Origin of the sequence: Sphingobacterium sp. GVS05A, assembly GCF_019969845.1 — a bacterium.
Lineage (GTDB): Bacteria > Bacteroidota > Bacteroidia > Sphingobacteriales > Sphingobacteriaceae > Sphingobacterium.
On record NZ_JAHXYR010000005.1, the window covers coordinates 416955 to 438848 of the forward strand.

At 38.6% G+C, this 21894-nt stretch carries 21 protein-coding genes and 1 tRNA gene; 9 read left to right on the top strand and 13 right to left on the bottom strand.

What is annotated here, in order from left to right; translation table 11 throughout:
- Positions 1-81: 81 nt before the first annotated feature.
- Positions 82-1974, bottom strand: coding sequence for a molecular chaperone HtpG (gene htpG, locus LC454_RS15275; protein WP_223583349.1), 1893 nt, complete (start codon positions 1972-1974; stop codon positions 82-84).
- A gap of 255 nt (positions 1975-2229) precedes the next feature.
- The gene (locus LC454_RS15280; RefSeq protein WP_120257473.1) at positions 2230-2793 is read right to left on the bottom strand and encodes a YqgE/AlgH family protein; all 564 of its coding nucleotides are present in this window, start codon (positions 2791-2793) and stop codon (positions 2230-2232) included.
- Positions 2794-2947: 154 nt separating this feature from the next.
- Between LC454_RS15280 and pdxH the strand changes: the two genes are divergently transcribed.
- From pdxH to ruvB, 5 genes are all read left to right on the top strand, one after another.
- Complete coding sequence (gene pdxH / locus LC454_RS15285) at positions 2948-3601, top strand: pyridoxamine 5'-phosphate oxidase (RefSeq protein WP_223583350.1); 654 nt, start codon at positions 2948-2950, stop codon at positions 3599-3601.
- 1 nt (position 3602) lies between these two features.
- Positions 3603-4091 (top strand): NADH-quinone oxidoreductase subunit C, encoded by a 489-nt coding sequence (locus LC454_RS15290; RefSeq protein ID WP_223583351.1) that lies wholly within the window; start codon positions 3603-3605, stop codon positions 4089-4091.
- A gap of 5 nt (positions 4092-4096) precedes the next feature.
- Positions 4097-5293 carry an NADH-quinone oxidoreductase subunit D gene (locus LC454_RS15295; RefSeq protein ID WP_223583352.1) on the top strand — a complete coding sequence of 399 codons (1197 nt, stop codon included), beginning with the start codon at positions 4097-4099 and terminating at the stop codon, positions 5291-5293.
- 291 nt (positions 5294-5584) lie between these two features.
- Positions 5585-6322: a polyprenol monophosphomannose synthase gene (locus LC454_RS15300; RefSeq protein WP_172394084.1), complete on the top strand. Its 738-nt coding sequence runs from the start codon at positions 5585-5587 to the stop codon at positions 6320-6322.
- A 12-nt stretch (positions 6323-6334) separates the two neighbouring features.
- Complete coding sequence (gene ruvB / locus LC454_RS15305) at positions 6335-7357, top strand: Holliday junction branch migration DNA helicase RuvB (protein WP_120257478.1); 1023 nt, start codon at positions 6335-6337, stop codon at positions 7355-7357.
- Positions 7358-7385: 28 nt separating this feature from the next.
- Here the strand turns inward: ruvB and LC454_RS15310 are convergent, their stop codons facing one another.
- The 3 genes from LC454_RS15310 to LC454_RS15320 all read right to left on the bottom strand — a co-directional run bounded on the left by LC454_RS15310 (position 7386) and on the right by LC454_RS15320 (position 11934).
- Complete coding sequence (locus LC454_RS15310; RefSeq protein ID WP_223583353.1) at positions 7386-7925, bottom strand: hypothetical protein; 540 nt, start codon at positions 7923-7925, stop codon at positions 7386-7388.
- An 8-nt stretch (positions 7926-7933) separates the two neighbouring features.
- Positions 7934-10420 (bottom strand): S9 family peptidase, encoded by a 2487-nt coding sequence (locus tag LC454_RS15315; protein WP_223583354.1) that lies wholly within the window; start codon positions 10418-10420, stop codon positions 7934-7936.
- Between the two features lie 89 nt (positions 10421-10509).
- The gene (locus LC454_RS15320; RefSeq protein WP_223583355.1) at positions 10510-11934 is read right to left on the bottom strand and encodes an ATP-dependent RecD-like DNA helicase; all 1425 of its coding nucleotides are present in this window, start codon (positions 11932-11934) and stop codon (positions 10510-10512) included.
- A gap of 85 nt (positions 11935-12019) precedes the next feature.
- Between LC454_RS15320 and LC454_RS15325 the strand changes: the two genes are divergently transcribed.
- From LC454_RS15325 to coaD, 3 genes are read left to right on the top strand one after another with little or no spacing between them, the layout of a single operon-like run.
- Positions 12020-12817 carry a DUF3822 family protein gene (locus tag LC454_RS15325; RefSeq protein ID WP_223583356.1) on the top strand — a complete coding sequence of 266 codons (798 nt, stop codon included), beginning with the start codon at positions 12020-12022 and terminating at the stop codon, positions 12815-12817.
- Positions 12808-13347: a 16S rRNA (guanine(966)-N(2))-methyltransferase RsmD gene (gene rsmD, locus LC454_RS15330; RefSeq protein WP_223583357.1), complete on the top strand. Its 540-nt coding sequence runs from the start codon at positions 12808-12810 to the stop codon at positions 13345-13347. Before LC454_RS15325 ends, rsmD begins: the two co-directional genes overlap by 10 nt.
- 1 nt (position 13348) lies before the next feature.
- The gene (gene coaD, locus LC454_RS15335) at positions 13349-13834 is read left to right on the top strand and encodes a pantetheine-phosphate adenylyltransferase (RefSeq protein ID WP_223583358.1); all 486 of its coding nucleotides are present in this window, start codon (positions 13349-13351) and stop codon (positions 13832-13834) included.
- A 229-nt stretch (positions 13835-14063) separates the two neighbouring features.
- Here the strand turns inward: coaD and LC454_RS15340 are convergent, their stop codons facing one another.
- On the bottom strand, positions 14064-15026 hold the full coding sequence (locus tag LC454_RS15340) for an aldo/keto reductase (RefSeq protein ID WP_223583359.1): 963 nt from the start codon (positions 15024-15026) through the stop codon (positions 14064-14066).
- Between the two features lie 182 nt (positions 15027-15208).
- Between LC454_RS15340 and LC454_RS15345 the strand changes: the two genes are divergently transcribed.
- Positions 15209-15288: transfer RNA gene (locus LC454_RS15345), tRNA-Leu, on the top strand.
- A gap of 624 nt (positions 15289-15912) precedes the next feature.
- On the opposite strand, the gene LC454_RS15350 is transcribed toward LC454_RS15345, so the two are convergent.
- From LC454_RS15350 to LC454_RS15380, 7 genes are all read right to left on the bottom strand, one after another.
- A complete protein-coding gene (locus tag LC454_RS15350; protein ID WP_223583360.1) occupies positions 15913-16332 on the bottom strand; it encodes a c-type cytochrome in 420 nt (139 codons plus the stop codon).
- 90 nt (positions 16333-16422) lie between these two features.
- Entirely contained in the window at positions 16423-16815 is a 393-nt protein-coding gene (locus tag LC454_RS15355; protein ID WP_223583361.1) for a hypothetical protein, read from the bottom strand.
- A gap of 45 nt (positions 16816-16860) precedes the next feature.
- On the bottom strand, positions 16861-17523 hold the full coding sequence (locus LC454_RS15360) for a DUF1345 domain-containing protein (protein ID WP_317196266.1): 663 nt from the start codon (positions 17521-17523) through the stop codon (positions 16861-16863).
- Between the two features lie 3 nt (positions 17524-17526).
- A complete protein-coding gene (locus LC454_RS15365; RefSeq protein ID WP_223583362.1) occupies positions 17527-18336 on the bottom strand; it encodes a hypothetical protein in 810 nt (269 codons plus the stop codon).
- Between the two features lie 52 nt (positions 18337-18388).
- A complete protein-coding gene (locus LC454_RS15370; protein ID WP_223583363.1) occupies positions 18389-19378 on the bottom strand; it encodes an LLM class flavin-dependent oxidoreductase in 990 nt (329 codons plus the stop codon).
- Between the two features lie 46 nt (positions 19379-19424).
- Positions 19425-20612 carry a THUMP-like domain-containing protein gene (locus LC454_RS15375; protein ID WP_223583364.1) on the bottom strand — a complete coding sequence of 396 codons (1188 nt, stop codon included), beginning with the start codon at positions 20610-20612 and terminating at the stop codon, positions 19425-19427.
- The gene (locus tag LC454_RS15380; RefSeq protein ID WP_223583365.1) at positions 20613-21875 is read right to left on the bottom strand and encodes an aspartate kinase; all 1263 of its coding nucleotides are present in this window, start codon (positions 21873-21875) and stop codon (positions 20613-20615) included.
- Between the last annotated feature and the right edge of the window lie 19 nt (positions 21876-21894).

Genomic DNA, 21894 nt, shown 5'->3' on the forward strand with positions numbered 1-21894 from the left:
GTTAGGTAATTGAGTCAAAAAGTATAAAAAAAGCGATCACTCTAGTCGGGTGATCGCTTTTTTTATACAGTTATTGTGATGTTAGATCATCTCAACACTTCTTTTTACAAAAGATGTTAGATCTGCACCAGATAACAGGCCTCTTGACAAAAGTGCTAGATCAAAGGCTTGTTTCGCCAGTTTCGCACTTTCTTCATCAGAAGAAGATAATATTCTTTTGATCAACGGGTGATTGCCGTTAACCGTTACTTTGTAATTATCCGGTAATGAACCATAAAAGTTCATACCACCACCGCCAGTTTTGGCCATATCTTTCATACGACGCATAAACTCATCTATAGTAACGGATACGGGTAAGTCGCCTTCACGAAGGGCATCTACCTCAACTTTCATATCCTGACGCGAAATCGCTTTTTCGAAAACTTCCAAAGCTTTTTTGGATTCCTCTTCGGATAATGAAAGTTCGATCTTCTCATCTTTTTGAATTAGCTTGTCGATCACATCTGCGTCTACGCGTTTAAGCTGTACCTTTTCACCTCCTTTTTGTTCCAGATAGGAGGTGAAATGTGTGTCAAGTGGGCCATCAAGTACCAAAACATCATAGCCTTTGTTTAACGCTGTTTGGATAAAACCATCTTGCTGAGCAGCATCATGTGTATATAAGTAAACAATATTACCATCTTTATCGACTTGAATATCTTTTACCTTTTCATAGTATTCCTTGATTGTAAAACTCGCGTTGCTCGTATTTTTTACTAGGCAGAAATCACTCGCTTTTTCTGCAAATTTTTCATCGCTTAGCATACCATATTTGATAAACAAGCCAATGTCTGTCCATTTTTCTTCAAAACCTTTGCGGTCAGTTTTGAATATTTCATTTAATTTATCCGCAACTTTTTTGGTAATATAGCTGTTGATCTTCTTGACATTGCTATCTGCCTGTAAGAAAGATCGGGAGACATTCAATGGAATATCCGGAGAATCAATTACCCCATGAAGTAACATTAGGAATTCCGGTACAATATCCTTTACTTCATCGGTAATGAATACCTGTCTAGAGTAAAGCTTGATTTTGTTGCGTTGGATTTCCAGCTCGTTTTTCACTTTAGGGAAGTAAAGAATACCAGTCAAGTTAAATGGATAATCTACGTTAAGGTGGATCCAAAACAATGGCTCATCCATCGAATATGGATATAATTCGCGATAGAAAGCTAAATAATCCTCGTCTTTTAACTCTGAAGGGGACTTTGTCCAGGCTGGATTTGTATTGTTGATGATATTGTCAACTTCTACAGATTTATATTTTGGTTTACCTTCCTCATCTTCTCCATCTAGCTCAGAGCTTGTCTTCGTGCCAAAACGAATTGGGATAGGAAGGAACTTTGCATATTTGTCCAAGATGTCCTGCAGACGAGCTTGACTCAAAAACTCTGTGGACTCGTCATTGATATGCAAAATGATGTCTGTACCACGTGTTGTTCTAGTCCCTGTTGAAATTTCGTAAGAAGTACTACCGTCACATGTCCAATGCGCTGGTTCGGCTCCATCTTGGTAGGATAATGATTGAATTTCTACGGTGTCAGCCACCATAAATGCAGAATAGAATCCTAACCCAAAGCGACCAATAATCTCATTTGCATCGTTAGCTTCCTTGAATTTCTCCATGAATTCTGTTGCTCCCGAAAATGCGATTTGATTAATATATTTTTTGATTTCTTCGGCAGTCATACCAATACCATTGTCTGAAATCGTAATGGTTTTGGCCGCCTCATCAAACTTCACATCTACGATTAACTCACCTGTTTCGCCATTGTATTGCCCCAAAGATGCCAAACGTTTAATCTTTTGGGAAGCATCAACTGCATTAGATACCAGTTCGCGCAAGAAAATCTCATTATCTGAGTATAAGAATTTTTTGATTACGGGAAATATGTTCTCCGTGTGGATTGAAATACTACCTTTTTCTGGATTCATAATTTGTATGTTGCTATTTAATTTTATGATTTTGGTGATTAATGTACAATCTGTGTTCCAAATAGCGATTGTAGGACAGGATGGCAGAAATTCATTCATTTTGTCATAAGCGTTCAATATAACCTAGTAATCGTATTTGAACCTATGTCAGGGTAGCTTAGACAGAAAAAACTATACAGGCCCACTATGGAGGCAAGTGAATGTTGGAATCGGGCGATCAACAATCCAGTAGAAGATTTAGATCTACAAATAATCTTAATTTAATTCGGGGCTCTGTGGGAAATTGGCGACATGGGCATATTTTGGACCTAACCCAATTATGGCATCCTTCCAGAGCAACTCACCATTACCTTCAAAAATAATCTGATGATGGTATTTGTTTTGAACAGCCCAGCTGTTTTCGTTTATTTCCTTATCCAATTGTCCACTTGACCAACCTGAATAGCCGATGAAAAACTTAATTTCATCAGATTTAATCTGGTCCTGTTGAATCGCGTCAATAAGTTTTTCTTCATCACCGCCAAAATAGAGGTTTGGAGCAACCTCTTCACCACTTAGTAGAAGATCAAACCGACTATGTACAAAAAATAGACTCTCCTGTGCCACAGGTCCGCCTATATAGATCGGGAAATGACATTGCGCTATTGATTCCAATAATTGACCAATATGGACATTCGTTTTATTATTCAATACAAAGCCTAAGCTACCTTCTTGGTTATGATCACATAATAGGATAACAGACCTTAGGAATCGAGGGTCTAACATGAATGGCTCTGAAATCAGCAAGCTTCCTTTTTGTGGGTCTAATTCATTAAACATAGGACGCAAAATTAAGTATATATCGAAATTAATCCTTTTTTGCTTAAGTCATGCGAGATTTGTGCCAAAAAAACGTTTTTAGCAATTTCTACTAAGTTTATAGAGAAAAAGCAATGATTTTAGTAAGTTTGTAGGAATATAAAAATAGGTTTCTATGTCCATTCAACATAAAGATATTGCAGCGATCAGACAAGATTACGTATTGGGTAACCTATCTGAATCTGATGTGGATCATGATCCCATCCATCAGTTTAAAAAATGGTTTGATGAGGCTATTCATAGTGAGGTGATTGAGCCCAATGCGATGGTGTTGTCCACTGTTTCGCTACAGCATTTGCCATCCTCAAGGATTGTTCTATTAAAAGATATTTCAGAAGGAGGGTTGGTATTCTTTACAAATTATGAGAGCCGAAAAGGGGAAGACATGAAAGACAATCCGCATGCTGCGCTTTTATTTTTCTGGCCTGAGCTACAACGGCAAATCCGTATTGAGGGTATCATTGAGCCAGTTAATGAATCAGATTCGGATGAATATTTTCAATCGCGTCCTAAGGGTAGTCGCATAGGTGCCCTGGCATCACCCCAAAGCCGCGAAATTCCAAACCGAAATTTTTTGGAGAGTAGAGTAGAAGAGCTTTTGGATCAATATACGGGTGATGAGATCATACCTCGACCGGCACATTGGGGTGGTTATATCCTAAAACCGATCTATTTTGAATTTTGGCAGGGACGTGCTAGTCGTCTTCATGATCGGATTGTTTATAAAAAGGTTTCGGATTCTTGGAAAATCACGCGTCTAGCTCCATAATATGACATTTGAAGAAATTAAATTAAAACTAGTTTCCAGATTTGGAGATTCAGTAATCCTGAAAGAGGAGGTGACTGGCTTACAAGCAGCTTTGTTTGTCCATGTTGAAGATCTAGTTCCTGTTTGCTCTTTTCTTAGGGATACCGAAGGTCTATATTTTGATTTTTTGAGCAATATAACTGCTGTAGATTACGAAGATCACTTTACGATCGTCTATCATCTGAGTTCTTTGCCTTATCAACATACAGTTGTATTGAAAGTGGAACTGGAGGGCAATCGCTCGTTGGATGAGCTGCCAGAAATCCCGTCTGTTACTTCCATTTGGCGTACAGCAGATTGGCATGAAAGGGAAGCTTTTGATCTGATGGGAATTTATTTTTCAGGACATCCCGATCTAAGAAGAATTCTCCTGCCGGATGATTGGGAGGGTTATCCGTTACGAAAGGATTATCAGGAGGCCGAAAAATATCATGGCATTAACATTAATTGATCTGTATGGCGAATCCAAAATATAAAGAAGCGTTAGATCGTTATGAAAGGCATCTCACGGAAATTTCCACGCAAGAGATGGTTTTGAATATGGGTCCGCAACACCCTTCAACACATGGTGTATTGCGTTTGAAGTTGATCACGGATGGGGAAATCGTTAAGGAAGTCGTTCCGCATTTGGGTTATCTGCACCGATGTTTTGATAAACATGCGGAATCTTTAAACTATGGGAAGACAATTCCATTTACCGATCGTCTAGATTACTTGGCATCGATGAACAATAGCCATGCATTTGTGATGGGGGTGGAACGTATGTTGGGGTTGGATAGTAAAATTCCTAAAAGAATAGAATATATTCGGGTATTGGTCTGCGAACTCAATCGCATTGCATCACATCTAATTGCTATTGGTACCTACGGCATTGATATTGGTGCTACCACTCCTTTTCTATGGTGTTTTAGAGATCGTGAACATATTATGAATATGTTGGAATGGGCATCCGGTTCGCGTATGTTATATAATTACATCTGGGTCGGTGGTCTTTTCTATGATTTGCCTGTTGGTTTTGAAGTGCGTTGCGCAGAATTCATCAACTATTTTAAACCGAAATTGATTGAATTGGATGAGATATTAACCCAGAATCAGATATTTATATCTAGGACAGCGAATATAGGTATCCTACCAGCGGATGTCGCAATCAATTATGGTGTTTCGGGTCCTATGTTGCGCGCATCAGGTATTAAATGGGATTTGAGGCGGATTGATGGATACTCTGTCTATCCTGAAATAGATTTTGAGATTCCAGTAGGAAAAGGAGCTATGGGGAGCATTGGAGATTGCTGGGATCGCTATAAGGTTAGGGTAGATGAGGTGCATGAATCTGTTCGTATCGTTGAACAATGCCTTGAGCGGCTGCAGAAAGATTTTAAGCGTACAGCTGATTTTGATCCACGTGCACTCGTGCCCAAAAAAGTGAATTTGAAAGCGCAAGATTACTATGTGCGTGCGGAAAATCCAAAAGGAGAGCTCGGTTTTTATTTTGTGACGAAAGAGAAATCCGATATTCCATTGCGGGTAAAATCAAGAGGGCCAAGTTTCAATAACCTTTCTGTTATTTCCGAATTGGGAAAAGGGGTGTTGATTGCGGATCTCATTGCTATACTTGGGTCAATTGACATTGTTTTGGGTGAAGTAGATCGATAAATTGCAGTATTCTGCATATTGTGAAGGTGTTTTGATAAAAAATGGGATATTGTATTGAAAATGTTGCATGAAAACGCATAAAAATTTGCATATGTAAGCAATATTCATCATATTTGCAGTCTCATAATTTAAGTTTATAATTGGTTAATGAAAGCTCGTTACTCCCATAGTAGCGGGCTTTTCTTTTTTTAGTTATTATGCAAAATATCCCATTTATGAAGATTTCATCGAAATTCCTAGTATAGAATTTGGCTTAAATTATTACCTTTACGGGTCTTAAATAAAAGAAAAGTGGCGGAGAGTTTAGTAATTATTCCAACATATAATGAGAAGGAAAATATTGAAAAGATTATTCGTAAAGTTTTTTCCTTATCACATGCATTTGATATCCTAATTGTGGATGACGGGTCGCCTGATGGCACAGCAGATATCGTAAAAAATTTACAATTGAATGAGTTCGCTGACCGCTTATTTATAGAAGAACGGAAAGGGAAGCTGGGCTTGGGGACCGCTTATATTCATGGGTTTAAATGGGGGCTTGCCAGAGAACATTATCAATATATCTTTGAAATGGATGCTGATTTTAGTCACAATCCGGAGGATTTGGTCCGTTTGAGACAAGCCTGTGTGGATGGTGCTGATATGAGTATTGGTTCTCGGTATATTAAAGGCGTAAATGTTGTCAACTGGCCGATGAGCCGGGTCTTGATGTCGTATTTTGCGTCTGTATATGTCCGTTTTATAACTGGAATTAAAATTCAGGATGCTACGGCTGGTTTTGTCTGTTTTACACGGGAGGTGTTGAAGACTATTCCTTTGGACAAGATTAAATTTGTTGGCTATGCTTTCCAAATTGAGATGAAATTTACGGCCATACAATATGGTTTTAATGTTGTGGAGGTACCTATCATATTTACGGATAGAACCGAAGGCACATCTAAAATGAGTACGAGTATCTTTAAGGAGGCTTTTTTTGGTGTAATCCAGTTGAAACTGGGGAGTATCGGAAAAAGCTATAAGAGAAATTAATAATATTGGTCAATGAACGAAAATTTAGATCCAAACCCGGAACGTTTGAACAATACAGATCGTGACATCGAACGGGCGTTGCGACCTCAAGCATTTGAAGATTTTACAGGGCAGGCAAAAATATTGGAGAATCTAAATATTTTTGTGAAAGCTGCACGATTGAGAGGAGAAGCTTTGGATCATGTCTTATTACATGGCCCTCCAGGACTAGGTAAAACGACACTTTCGCATATTATTGCCAACGAAATGGGAGTAGGTATAAAAATTACCTCAGGCCCAGTCTTGGACAAACCAGGGGATCTTGCTGGATTATTAACAAACTTGGAGGAGGGTGACGTGCTGTTTATTGACGAAATCCATCGTTTAAGCCCTTTGGTGGAAGAGTACCTCTATTCGGCCATGGAAGATTTTAAGATCGATATTATGCTGGAAACAGGCCCTAACGCCCGTTCTGTGCAGATCTCATTAAATCCTTTTACGCTGATTGGTGCGACGACACGATCAGGTTTGTTAACGGCTCCGCTGCGTGCACGTTTTGGGATCAATTCACGGCTTCAATATTATGATGCAAAACTATTGACAACGATCGTACTCCGTTCTGCACATATCCTGAATACACCTATTTCTGATGAGGGTGCTTACGAAATAGCACGTAGGAGTAGAGGGACCCCACGGATAGCAAATGCTTTATTGCGTCGTACGCGGGATTTTGCTCAGATAAAAGGAAATGGAAGTATCGATCAAGAAATTGCAAAATATGCGCTGCAAGCGCTGAACGTGGATGAAAATGGCTTGGACGAGATGGATAATAAAATCTTGACTACAATCATCGACAAATTCAAAGGCGGGCCAGTAGGACTTAAGACTGTTGCTACTGCCGTAGGGGAAGACGAGGGGACAATCGAAGAGGTTTATGAACCCTTTTTGATTCAGGAAGGTTATATTATGCGTACCTCGAGGGGGCGTGAATGCACTGAAGCTGCCTATAGACACCTTGGTCGGGCGCATAATCCAAAAGGGAATACATTGTTTTGATCTCTAATGATTTAGGAGGGAACTTTTTTTACTCGTTTCGAAGGATTCGCTTCGTTCGGCTCAATAAAGCCGGACTAGGTTTTATTTTCTGAAAATGATCTATCTGAGCAAAAAGCTCTTCTTTTATCCAAGTATATTTCTTGCTTAGATTATTTAATATGTCTAAACAGTTGACCAAAACAGCCACAGGACATTGCTGTTCAATCATCCATTGAAAAGCCTGTTCAATAAGTTCTTCTTCGGTCTTTTCATCAAGATTATAGCGTTTATTCTTTTTTGAGGTCAAATACATTAAAACTTTGCTATAACTCCTAAGACAGCTCCAGTTTTTTTGTTTTTTCAAATTTTCAAAAAATTGTGGTAACAATCCATCAAGCAAAGCCGTATCCTTTAATACAATGGTTTCAAATACCCAGGCAGCCCGGAAAGAAATGGTTTTATTTTTCTCTAGTGAGATGTCTAGTAGGTCCCGAAGGCTAATATCCCCAAGCACATTCAAAGAAAAATCCGTTACCTCAAATGATCTTAAGGTAACGGATAAAAACTTTATTTTTTCGATGTAGGTCATAAAACCTATTATTTTTGAGGTTTTTCTCTATTCATTTCGGTCATATCGACTTCATTCATTTTGGAATCACCCAAGAGATATTGGCTGAAATAATCGCCCATTTTCCAGAAGAAATATTCCGTCATATCACCAAATCCATGCCTTTGTCCTGGTAAGAGCAGGAAGTCGAATCGTTTATTAGCTTTGATCAATGCATCGACCATTCGGATCGAATTTGCAGGGTGGACATTGTTGTCTATATCACCCGTGGCAATCAATAGTCTTCCTTTTAGATTTTTGGCTAATTCGGTATTCTTGTTGATCTGGTATGAAAAAGTTGTATCACCTTTTGCTGACACTTTTTCTGTCACACCATGGTGGCGTTCGCTCCACCATCGGTTGTAGATTTGATTTTCATGGTTGCCAGCTCCCGATACCGCTACTTTGAAGAAGTCTGGGTAAACAAGCATTGCTGCAGTTGACATAAAACCACCACCAGAGTGCCCTGTGATACCTACACGATTGATGTCAATAAATTTATAACGGTCAGCAAGCTGCTCCGCTGTCACTTTTTTGTCTTCCAATCCATAATCACGTAGATTGCCATAACCATAAGTATGGTACCATTGTGAACGGGATGGATGTCCGCCTCGATTTCCTACGGTAACAACGATAAAGCCAAATTGGGCCAATCGATCTATCCGATCCATGCTCCGTCCAAAAGATTTATTGACAGCTTCTGTTTGTGGGCCTGGATAGACATATTCTACGATAGGATAGGTTCTTGTACTATCAAAATCAAAAGGTTTGTACATGACACCATAGAGATCTGTGGTACCGTCGCCAGCCTTTACTTTAAACGGTTCAGGGAATTTATAACCTGCAGCAAATAATAGTGACAGATCTGTCTTTTCAAGTGTCATGATCTTCTGTCCACTGCTATTTAATAATACAGATTCGGGTGTAGTATTTACTCTCGATGAGTTGTTGACAAAATACTTGGAGGATTCGCTCATCTCAATTTGATGATCAAAGTTTCCTGGATTCAGCAGTTTAATTCCATTGCCGTTGAGATTGACACTGTAATGGTGAAGGTAATAAGGATCTTCATTTTTCTCACGACCGGATGCTGTAAAAAACAAAGTCTGTGTTGTTGGATCTATCCCTGTAATTTCCTCACAATGAAAACTTCCTTTGGTAATTTGGTTAATCAGTTTACCGTTGGTATCGTAGTGGTAGTAATGTCCCCACCCATCTCTTTCTGACCAATGAACCAAACGCTTCCCATTTTCGGTCAGGAGTGGTTTTTGGACATCAAGATATACGTTTGAACGTTCCTGAATAATAGGATTGACCGCTCCATTCACATTCACCTTCAACAAGTCTATTCTTTTTAAATCACGACTGGAACGGGAGATATAAAACTCTTCGTTATTTCCTAGCCAGTAGTTAATGTAATAATCCTCTTTGTATGAATTTCTATCTGGCGTTTTGGTCCAGTTGGAGATGGTTTGGTTTTTAAAAGCTGCAATATTTATCCTGCGCGGTGCCTTTGTTGCCGCTTCAAAGATATAGAATTCAGTTTCGGTCGAGTCAACCTCACCTGGCATTTGGTATTTATAAGTTTCCAGGGTAGGTCGAGCAGAGCCGACATTATTGATGACCCACAAAGGTTTTAATGATCTGTTATCTTTTCTTGTCAGGGTAAAATAGCGGCCGTCTGGTGACCAGCTGATCCATACACGCTTACGTTTCGTTTCACTATCTTTATCCTTTTCGTCACCTGTGGTAGTGCTATATTCATCACCCCCCCAAGCATAGTATTGTACACCGTCTTTTGTAATCTGATGTTCAATAATGGTGCTATCTTTCTCATTTTTGACCGCTTTGAGATAGTTGGCTTTGTCCATCCAATACAGATTAAAGTCTTTGGCGAAGTAGACAGTATTGGTGTCGGGTGAAAAACTTGCCCAAGCTAGCGGCGCTTTAACCTTAGTAGAATCGCTGATTTCAGTTACTGTCTTTGAAACAAAATCATATTCTAGATAGAAAAGCTTTTTCTTTGTTGTGTCTGATTTGTTTTTAAGCTTTTCGATCTCCTCTTTTGATTTCACAGTATCTTTTGTACTTTGGATCTGAAATCTGATCTTTTTTTCATCTTTGGTGAATCTCAGGCCCTGTAATTCCAGATGCTGTGCATCAACAGGATTTTTAACAATCTTGGTTATTTGAGCGGCTACGCTCTCACTGTCAAAAAGGGTTTCTTTCTTTTTAAGTGCTGGATTGACGATATACCAGTTTTTGCCCTGTGGACTGGCGTAATCATACCAGAAGCGGTCCGAAAAATTGATCCAATTTGGTTTGATGCTTGTAGAGAAAATCATTTTTTTTAATTTCTCTGGAGAAAATTTGGCGGCCAACTGGTAATTCGCTTTTACCGGAGGTTCTTGAATCTGCTGTCCGGAGCCGAAATAGGGTAATAGACTGGCTGCAAAAATAAAATAGAACTTATGCATTAAATAAATATAGATAATTGTGTAATCTTGGTTTTGACCACTAAAATATTCATTATTATATCGCCATACGAATGATTCGTGTAATAATACTATGATGGATAGAAGTTTTCATTAAAGTTTACCAAAAAAAGTTCCTGTGTGGCCCGGGTAACACCAGTATATAACCAGCGAAGAAACTCAAGATCGAGCATTTCATCGTTAATATAACCCTGATCGACAAATACAATAGGCCATTGTCCCCCTTGAGCTTTATGGCAAGTGATCGCAAACGCAAATTTAATCTGGAGTGCATTATAATAGGGGTCTTTTTTAATAGCTTCAAGCCGATCTTTCCTGTCTAATATATCTGCATAATCCAAACTGATCTCTTCGTACAAGTTCTTCTGACTTTCATAGGAAAGATTGGGGCCCTCTGTATAGAGACTGTCTAAAATAACGCGACAAGTGATCGGTTCGATTTCATCAATATCCATAAATTCTAGTGTAACATCGGCAAATCTATAACCATGTTGCTCGTGGATATTGCTCACTTTTCGGACTTTGGCCATATCACCATTTGCGATAAAACCATCGCCCATGTTGTTTTCCTGTAGCCAGAAGTAGTTGTTCTTCACAACCATGATATAGTCTCCACCTGTTAGTTCTTCGTCCCTAAAAAGGATCCTGTTGCGGATATTCTGATTATATAAGTTTGCTGAACGGTTTGAACGGCATATGATCATGGTGTTTTCTACGCCATATTTATCATAAGCATAATTTATTCCCTCTATTAACCGTTCACCTGTCATTCTATAAAGGTCTTTAAATCCTTTTGTTATGAATTTTGGGAATGGGAAGTCATGTTGCCCTTCCTCAGCCGATATGATCTCATTTCGTATTTTGGTCGCATTGTACAGTATGCCCGAATCTTGGGACTGCCGTACTACCGTGGTCAGTTCATAGGGGTAGACACAGAGGTGAAATTCATTTTCGAGATAGCCGGGGTTCAATGCTGGGCTGTCCAATAAACCAACTGGCGGCAACTGAGCGGTATCACCAACAAACAAGAGGCTGCAATTCTTACCTGATTGGACATAACGAAAGAGGTCGTTTAAAAGGCTTTTTGAAAATACATTCACTGATTCATTGGAAATCATAGAGGCTTCATCTACGATAAATAAAGTGTCTTCGTGCAAATTCTCCGCTAAAGTGAAGTCTAGTTGAAAGGAAATGGCAGATTTTTTTCGATAGATCTTCTTGTGGATGGTCAGTGCCTTTCGTCCGGAATAATAACTCATCACTTTAGCCGCCCTACCGGTTGGCGCTAGGAGCACGGCTCTTTTTTTTAATGCAGGCAATACTTTGACCAATGCCGCAATTAACGTTGTTTTACCGGTCCCGGCATAGCCTTTGAGGACAAAACAAGACTGCCTGTCAAAAGCAAGCAGAAACTCTTCCAATAGCTCGAATGCTTCCAACTGCTGTGCGGTCGGTTGCCAGGGAAATTGTTGTATTAGCAGATTTTTGATGAACACTCCCAAAGTTATTTAAAAGGTTTGTCTTATCCTCTAGAAAAAGCTATTTTTGCTTTAACAAGTTTTTATTTTTACAATTCAGCGAATGAATTATATTTCAAAACAATTTAACATTCATTACTTACCCGAGTATAATCTTTTGGTAAAGGCTGGCTTCCAGAAAGATGTATTAGCGGTAGTTGATAAGAAGTCAGTAGCACCTATATTGATCGAATATTCCTCTGAGGAGCCAATTTTAGATGCGACAAGAATAATGAGTCTGCCATTTCGATTCGTTCGGATTGTGATCCCACATCAAAGCTTTACATTTATACCAAAGGAGGTTTTTCAGAAGGATAATATTGCGCAATATCTACAATTTTTGGGTACATCAGATCTTGAAAATACATTTATTTATTATTTAGATAATCTTGGTTTGGTGGCTTTGTATCAATTTGATAAGCTTCTTTTGAATCGCTGGCGCAGGTTGTTTGCGGATGCTGTTATTCTTCCTGAATTTGCCGTTGTGTTGGATCGTGCGCAAGAGCGTATATCTATTCGGGGTAGTGTATTGGGGTTGCACTTTGTAGCTGATAACATTGTAGACTTTTATTTGTTCAAGAATGGTGTTTTTCAACTTTACAACAGCTTTGAAATTCATAATCTTGATGATGTTAGTTATTACATATTGAACATATTAACACAATTTGGCTTGGGCGATTCTATTGATAAAGTTCTCCTTTCTGGTGAAGTTCCCAACGAATTCTTTTATAAGCGTATAGCGTCCTATGCAGGAGATATCGAAGTATTGGATTTAAAAACAAAGGTTGTCTTGGCGGATCAGGAGGTGAATAGTAACTTAACACCATACAACATATTATTTGATTCAATATTATGCGAATAATAGGAGGTAAAATTGGTGGCTTAAGGCTGAATCCACCAACCAATTTGCCGGTTAGGCCAACCACAGATATTGCTAAAGAAGCCTTGTTTAATATTCTGCAGAATCGTTTGGAATTTGATGGCTTAAATTGCCTTGATCTTTTTGCAGGAACCGGAAATATTAGCTTTGAGCTAGCATCCCGGGGAGTGGAGCACGTTGATTCTGTCGATTTACATTTTAAATGTGTACAATATATTACGGACACTGCTAAAAAAATGAAGCTGGAACAGATCAATACCAGGAAAGCAGACGTTTTTAAATTTATTACCAGCTGCAAAAGTACCTATGATTTAATTTTTGCAGATCCGCCTTACGATATTCCAAAACTGCCCCAACTGCCAAAATTGGTTTTTGATAATAATCTATTGAATAATAATGGGCTTCTTATTGTCGAACATCCTTCTACAAGACAAATGGAGGAGCATCCGAATTTCATAGAAACCAGAAAATACGGTTATTCATCTTTTTCATTCTACGCAAAACCCCTATAATATGAAAATTGCTGTCTTTCCAGGCTCATTTGATCCTTTTACCTTAGCTCATCAGGATCTGGTTGAAAGGGCATTGCCATTATTTGATAAAATCATTATTGCCGTAGGTTATAATGCAAGCAAAAAAGGTATGTTAGACCATGACGAGCGAGTCAATGCTATACAGGATGTTTTTCGAGACATACAGGCGATTGAAGCTGTGAAGTATAGTGGTTTGACCGTAGATTTCTGTCGGAACGTTGGTGCGAAGTTTATATTGCGAGGTTTACGAAATACGGGAGATTTTGAATTTGAAAATGCGATCGCTCAAAATAACTTGCTGCTAAACCCCATAGTCGAAAGTTATTTTTTGATGAGTAGATCCGGAAAGGCCCATATATCGTCAACTATTGTGCGAGATGTCTGGTTTAACGGGGGAGATGTTAGCGAGATGGTGCCTGTGGAAGTTCTAACGTTATTGGACGAGAAGAGATTACCAAAGCGCTAATCGCTCAATTTACCACTGCGAAATACAAAATATCCCAACAAAATATTATTTTGTTGGGATATTTTTTGCATTGAAATACAGTCTATTATAGTGTTTTGTGTAAAGTGTATCTTTACTGTAAGGTCAGGTGTAAAACCTTTTTATAAGTATACTTGCCAAATAATATTCTGATTAGCATTTAATTTAATTTTAAGATCCTTTATATCAATGCTTTGTTGTTATTTCAAAATCAATTTTCTTCATATGCGCTCGCTGTATTTAATAGGGACATTTCTTCTGTTGACAAATTTATTTTGGTTGCCCTGGTTAGTTCCTCAAGTTGTTGCAAGGAGGTGGCACTTACAATAGGAGCGGTGACCGAAGGTCGATGAAGAATCCAAGCCAGTGCAATGGTTGACATAGCGACTTGGTGATTGTGTGCTACTTGAGCTAAAGCGTCCAGAATACGAAGTCCGCGGTTATCAAATCGGCCTTTTAAGGCGTCAGATCGTTTTGCTTCTTTAATGTCGTCTATCGACCTATACTTGCCCGAGAGAAATCCGCTTGCAAGGGAGTAATAGGTGATTACGCCCAAATGATTTTCGAGCGCGAGTTGCTCATAATCTTTCTCATATTTTGAACGGTCGTACAAATTATACTCGGGCTGGATAGCAATATAGGCAGGGAGATTATGCTTCTCTGCGACAACTAATGATTCCTTTAGGCGCTCAGGGCTTAAATTAGACGCTCCAATCCATTTTACTTTACCGGCATGGACCAATTGTTGGTAAGCCTCAAGCGTCTCATCTATGGCTGTTGAAAGGTCATCGTGATGGGACTGATAAAGATCTATTGTGTCTATTTGTAATCTCATGAGCGATTCGTCCACAGACTTGATAATATGTTCTTTTTTCAAATTGGGTTTGTCATTGCCGGCCCGACGTCCGCCTACTTTCGTTGCAATCTGAATTTTATCCCGAACATCCCGTTTACTGATCCATTTACCAATAATGGATTCGGACTCCGATCCTGTGTGACCAGGTACCCAATGGGAGTAGTTGTTGGATGTGTCTATAAAACTAAAGCCCATATCGACAAATGCATCCAAAAGAGCAAACGACTGTTGCTCATCGACAGTCCAACCAAATACATTTCCGCCAAAAACGATCGGTTTAAATTCAATTTCACTATTTCCTAACTTTACCTTTTCCATGTTTTACCTAATATTTCCAGCTTAAAATTAAGAAAAAAATGCCAGTTAAGCCTTTGGAGAGGCATTGTAAATAGTTTTATAAAAAATTTCTAATTCATTTTCAGGTAGTTTAGGAAAAGAAGCGGGAGATAGTTTGGAAAAATAAAAACTTTCCTTACTTTTGCATCATCCCAAACGGATATGCCCGGATGGCGGAATTGGTAGACGCGCTGGTCTCAAACACCAGTGGGAAACCGTGCCGGTTCGACTCCGGCTCCGGGTACAACAAAAAAGGCTTTTCAATTTGAAAAGCCTTTTTTTATTTGTCACGGCCAGTAGGGATCATATTAAAAGTAAAGCACCCTGCTCACTTACATAGGAAACGATCTGGCTATCTCTACTACGTTCCCTAAAAAATTGATCTGCTTCCTGATCATCAATTGATTCGGCATCTCCCTGTATCCGTATTTACCGCCCTGTTTCTTCCCACCAAAAGGTTAAGGCAACGTGGCGCGAGTGTTCAATTTCTTTCCCTTTTCGTGAAGCGACTGAACCTGTGGTAGCGACAGAGTTGTGTATTAAAAAGAAGGACAGTTTTTTAAATACCGAAATTTACTTTAATGCTATCTATTCGGGAATTTTTGCCACTAGACTCGACACAACATACCACTTCGTTTGCTATTTTTATGGCATTTTATTTGTATTTCTCTGCTGCTTTATTGCTATTATACCAAAGAATAAGCTGAGAAATAGCAAAGGAATGGCAAACCAATACCAAGGAAAACCCAAAGAAATAGCCTAGAAACGGCAAAGAATAACCAAACAAACGCCAATAAATAAGCAAAGAATAGGCAATAAAAAACACCATAAGAGAAACCTTATGGTGTTACATAAATATATAGTTTGATTAGTTTTTCGCTATGACCATTTCTGGTTCTTCTTTTCCGCCATGACAAGTTTTACAGGAAATTGCTTTGGCAGGAGAGCTATCCCAGCTACGATTAAAATACTTTTTATTGATCTTTTTGGTCATTTTGATCATTGCTCGGCCAATTTCCTTTTTATGGTTCTCATCACTAGCAAAATCCAGCTTTTTAGGATCTTCTTTTGAAGGGGCATGACAAAAGCCGCATTTTACACCTAATGCGACATTAAACTCTTTCATTGTTGATATCAGCTCATCATGCGAGATATCCTTTGGTAAGACCTTTAAATTCGTTGGTTTAGGTTCTTCCTGAGGTTTTTCCTGTTGGAAGTTAAATGCACTCAAGGCGATGGCTATAGCAAATACAGAAGCAATTGCTCCAATTTTTTTGACATGTTTCATTTCTCTTTTCCTTATGCTTGACTAAATATAGCGATAAGAAAATACTTTAGCAACGAAAAATGAAGTTATTATGACAATTTAGATTGATTATTATTTACGAATCCCGTCATCTACAATCCAGCTTTGGCTATTTAGCTGGTAGTTTATTTTAAGTAATTTGCCCTCTATGGTCACACTTCTTAGTCCTGTTGTATCGCTCGAGATCCAAGTGCTGTCATTAACCGGTGTAAAGCGAACTCCTGTAATATTTGGCACCCCTGTAAAGAATTCTATTTTAAACGATTCGACACCTCCATCAGGTAGAATGCGGATCAATCTATTAGATCGATCAATAGACAATGAGTTGCCCTGAAATTGAACCCTACCGACATAACTGCCTGTAACTCCAGCAGACCCTTCACCATCCGTATTTTCATTCTTCTTACACGAAAAAAAAGTGATAAGGCATAAAATGAGCGCGACTAATGGTTTGAACAACTTCATATGTGTAAATTTTGCACTAAAATAAGGTTTTTTTAGATTAAAAACTCAATTTATCAAACCGGAAATGATATTGATAGTCAATGCCACCACGAATGTGTTGAGTGCAAAGGAGAGGAGACCGTGAAACAACGCAACACGTCTTATCTTTTTCGATGAAATACCCACATCAGACACCTGAAATGTACAGCCCATGACAAAAGAAAAATAGGCAAGATCCAAATAGTCCGGTTTGTCGTCCCCTGGGAATTCCAATCCACTGCCCTTGGAACCATTTTCATAATATAAACGTGCATAATGGAATGTGTAGATGGTATGAACCAGACACCAGGAAGCCAGTATGGCTAACATACAGATGACGATAATAAATGAATCACTAAGCTGTTTATCTTTAGTCGATATAATGATCATTAGTACAGAAATAAAGCAACTAACCGTAACTAATATTATAAATAGGGATACAAAAAGTCGGCTACCGTCTTCCTGTTGTGCTTTCTTAGCGATTGTGGTCACCGGCATGGTGTAAAACGTATACCAGGAAACCAATATATAGGAAATACAAAAGCCAAGCCAACATAAAACCAGACTTAACAATGTGAAGGTTTTAATCGGGGAAAAGATATACACAAGTATAAAAACACAAATTGCGATTAGAGCTCGGTGAATGGACTTCATTTGATGCAGTATTGTCCTTATTTTTTCCATGATCATAAATTAACAATCGAACTGTTCGCTCGCCTCGAAAATCAAAGGTTTTCCGCCGTTAGAAAGAAATAGTAATGTAGTTTCTTCCTCATAGTGACTTGGATTGGAAAAGATAAAATCCAACTGTCCATCACGATCTATATCACCAACAAACTGTGTAGACATAAATATATGATCATATTGATCTTTTTGAAATAATGTTATTTCTTTAGCTCCCCCAAAGGTGGCATTGAGCTTGTAGTGTGCGACTTCGTGAAATAGTTTTTCATGTCCCTTTTCATCCGTCTGCACTTCAGTGGATTTGATGTCTCCCAATCCTTTAAGGACAATTCGTTGTTTTTTAAAATTATACTCTACAGATTCCTTGGGCCAGATCTCCGAATGGTTTACCTTCATGTTTTCCACGACTCCCGTCGTCAATCCTTTAATATTTAGGAACAAAAGCGAGTTTCTTTTGGACTGGACACTTTTTGACGGAACCTGAGCACATTCATCATAACTATCGTTAATTTCATAATCGACTTTATCCAGATAATATTTCCCCTCGCGCTCATAAAGATCAAACCAATCCTTATTCAATACAGCGGTCGGATCCTCTTTTTCCCAGATGCGATAACTGCGTACCAAAAAAATCTGCCCTTTTGAACTATCGGCTGCTGCCGAAATTAACAAGGCTGTACTGTCTTTCGATGCCAAAGATGAGCTATCTTTTGTAGCAACCGAATCTATTGGGGTATCACCTTTTTTCGTTGTGGGACTGTGACAAGCTTGGATGAATAATAGCCCAAACAGTAAGGTCAAAACAGAATAGCTGTTCATATATTGTGAATTTTTATTTAAATATATAAAAATTCACAATATATAATTCCTCCTAAGAGAGTGCTTCCTTAAGTAAGGAAAATGATTTCAGGCACTTTTCATCGTCAAAGATATAGGAGGTCGCTATAATTTCATCGACTTTATGATCTTTGACAAATTTCTCTATCTCTGGAGCGATTTTATTTTTATCTCCCACAAAAGCGCAGGAAGCCATGCTGTGTACAGCTTGTTCGATGGCCGGAATGCCTTTATAAATCACCTCTTCCGTCGGCGGAGATAAGGGTCTCCTTGCATTCGTTACTATACCAGCAAATAAATTATAGAAGCTGGTTGACAAAAACTCAGCCTCTTCGGTACTGTCTGCAGCAATAACATTTACACATGAAATAAAGTAAGGTTTATCCAATACCTCCGATGGTACAAAGTTCTGATGATAGATCATACTTGCTGAGGCAAATTGAGCCGGCGCAAAATGTGTTGCAAAGGCGTAGGGAAGTCCTAAACTAGCCGCTAAATAAGCGCTATCTGTACTAGACCCTAGAATATAAAGGGGGATTTCCAGTCCTTCACCAGGGAATGCTCGCACCTTTTCATCATAATTATCGGCGCTGAAATAACGTTGAAGATCTTTGACCTCCTGCGGAAACTGAAAGGCAGTATTCAGATTATTTCTACGCAAGGCCATTGCAGTCAATTGATCGGTACCTGGTGCGCGACCTAAGCCAAGGTCAATTCGACCGGGAAATAATGTTTCCAATGTGCCAAATTGTTCCGCAATCACTAGGGGTGCATGATTAGGCAACATGATACCACCCGAACCTACTCTGATCCTGTCAGTCTTTGAAGCAATAAGTTGTATAAGTAGTGAGGTTGCCGAACTTGCAATATACTCCATATTATGGTGTTCAGCTACCCAGATTCTTTTAAAATCTAGTTTTTCGATATGTTGGGCAACTTTTACACTGCGAGCTATAGCACTAGCTGCATTTTCTCCCTTTTTGACAGGAGCTAAATCTAATGCTGATAATACGATTTTATCCATGCATTAAAATTACGGAGAAGAAATAGGACAATTGTAATGAAATTGTCTATTCTAGGATTCGCCGTGTATGTATGACAGTAAGCTGATTATTCAATATTGTTGTGAAGAAGGTGAAGGTGTCACCGGCATCTCTAATTTTAAACTTCTTTTTTATCTCCTCCGTTTTTAAAGGAAAATTTTTGGCGATAATATCCGCAATTAGAGGACTTTTCTTTTTCTTGAATTCTGTGAAAGATTCAACCTGTTTTATCATAAATTTTTTACCTGGAAAATCAGGGATTTTCTGATCTGATGTATATAAATGGGTGCTTTGGTGTAGTTTTTTTACATCAAAGCGACTGACGATTGTTTTAAACGCACCGGCTTTTGTCAGGGCAACATCCGGCTCATAAAGATAGGATAGAGGTGCACTATAATCAACAAGGGTAGTGCGTTCCTCCTCATAAGTAAAAGAGATGATCTGTTGTTCCTCTTTGAATAGTCGGACAGCATGAATAACCGGCTCGCTTATATATCCTTTCTCTTGAATAAAAATAAGTTCTTTACAATCATTTTGCAGGGAAACGACATAAACATCCTTTACATGGATTAACATGCTCAATGCTGAGGAGATATCCAATAATGGAGCAAGCTTGCTGATAATGACATCTGATCGTTCGAAAAAATCGTTTTGCAGAGCCACCAAATTGGGTTCACATTCGTCCAGTAAAAATACTTTCTTATTTTGAACTCTACGCGAAGGATCCAGATAGATATAATCAAAATGCGCCTGTGGATTGTTAAGTATGTAATCTACACCATTTGTGGCAATAACCTCAATATTTGTGGCAGACAATATCCTGGCATTATATGCAGAAATTTGTGCAAGATCAGGATTGAGTTCACATGAAATCACTTGCTTTGCCCGCCTTGAAAAATAAAAGCTGTCGACACCAAAACCGCTTGTCGCATCAACTAAATTTGTATCTTCCTTAACAAGCGAACTTTTGAATAATGCCGTTTTTTCTGATGAACACTGTTCTAGATTTAGTTTAGCAGGAAAATAGACTCCTGGAGTCCCTGCCCACAAAGGTATTTTAATCCGTGTACGCTGCTTACCATCGAGTTGTGCAGCTAATTCAGAAGACGATATTCCTTCAAAAGGAGATTTCTTTAAAGCTATTTTAGTAGGAGACTCGCTCAGTTTTTTTTCCAAAAACAGCTGTACCTCGTTTTGAAGAATCAATCTATTCATTTATATTTTCTTAACAAGAAGCTGGCACGTATATCTATCTTTTAATTCACTGATCACCTCTTTATCAACCAGAACACGATCGATCGTTTCTTGGTTATAATAACGGATCGTGATTAACTCAAGACCAGACTCATAGGTAACTTTAAATCGTTGTTCAAGATCGTTAATTAAATCCACTAGATTCTTTCCAGTGTCATCCACGGAGACCGTAAAATTGATCGCTGTGTTGTGCATCATATTTATTTTGATACGATGTTCATGGAATAGATTAAAGATGTCTCTGAGGTTATCTTCCACGATGAAAGAAAAATCCCGGGGCGAAATGGAAATAAAAATCTGATTTACTTTAAATATAAACGAAGGAACTGGTAATGTCTGATTTGTACTTCGAATTATTGTTCCGGGAGACTCCGGATCAACAAAAGAACGTACATTTAAGGCAATTTTCTTATTCTGCAGTGGTTTGATCGTTTTCGGGTGAATTACGGTCGCACCATAATAGGTCAGTTCGATCGCATCCGTATAAGATAGTTCAGGGATCAATTCAGTTTTTTCAAACCATTTAGGATCAGCATTGAGTACACCCGGGACGTCTTTCCAGATTGTTACATTTTCGGCATTTAAACAAGACGCAAATATTGCTGCAGAATAATCAGATCCTTCACGACCCAATGTCGTTGTGAAATTCTCAGATGTGGATCCTAGAAAACCCTGTGTAATGACAATATATTCGTCTAATATGGATGGAAGTTCAGCACGGATTTTTTCTTCTGTTTTGTTCCAGTCAACTGCAGCCTCTCGATAGGTGTTATCTGTTAAAATATAATCACGGGCATCCAACCATTTTACTTTCTCTCCAATAAAAGCAACATAGGCAGCAACAATTTTAGTCGATATCAATTCACCCATGGATACAATTTGGTCAAATAGATAGTCATAGGAATCCTGCGGATCCTCTTCCAAAATCCATTCGATCTCGACAAAACAATTGGCAATTTCGTCGAATATTGGGTGTTCACCATCAGGAAATAGGTCCTGAAGAATTTGGAAATGGAATGCTTTGGCATCTTCAAGGGTTTGAAGCTGCAAGCCTGTATTGTTATAATATTCTCTGGTCAATTTCTCCAGAAGGTTTGTCGTCTTACCCATGGCAGATATAACGACCAACAAAGCTTCACCTTTGTATTTCGAAATAATCTTTGCTGAATTTCTGACACTTTCTGCATCCTTTACCGATGCACCTCCAAATTTAAAAACCTGCATTTATTTTATTGAGTTTAGT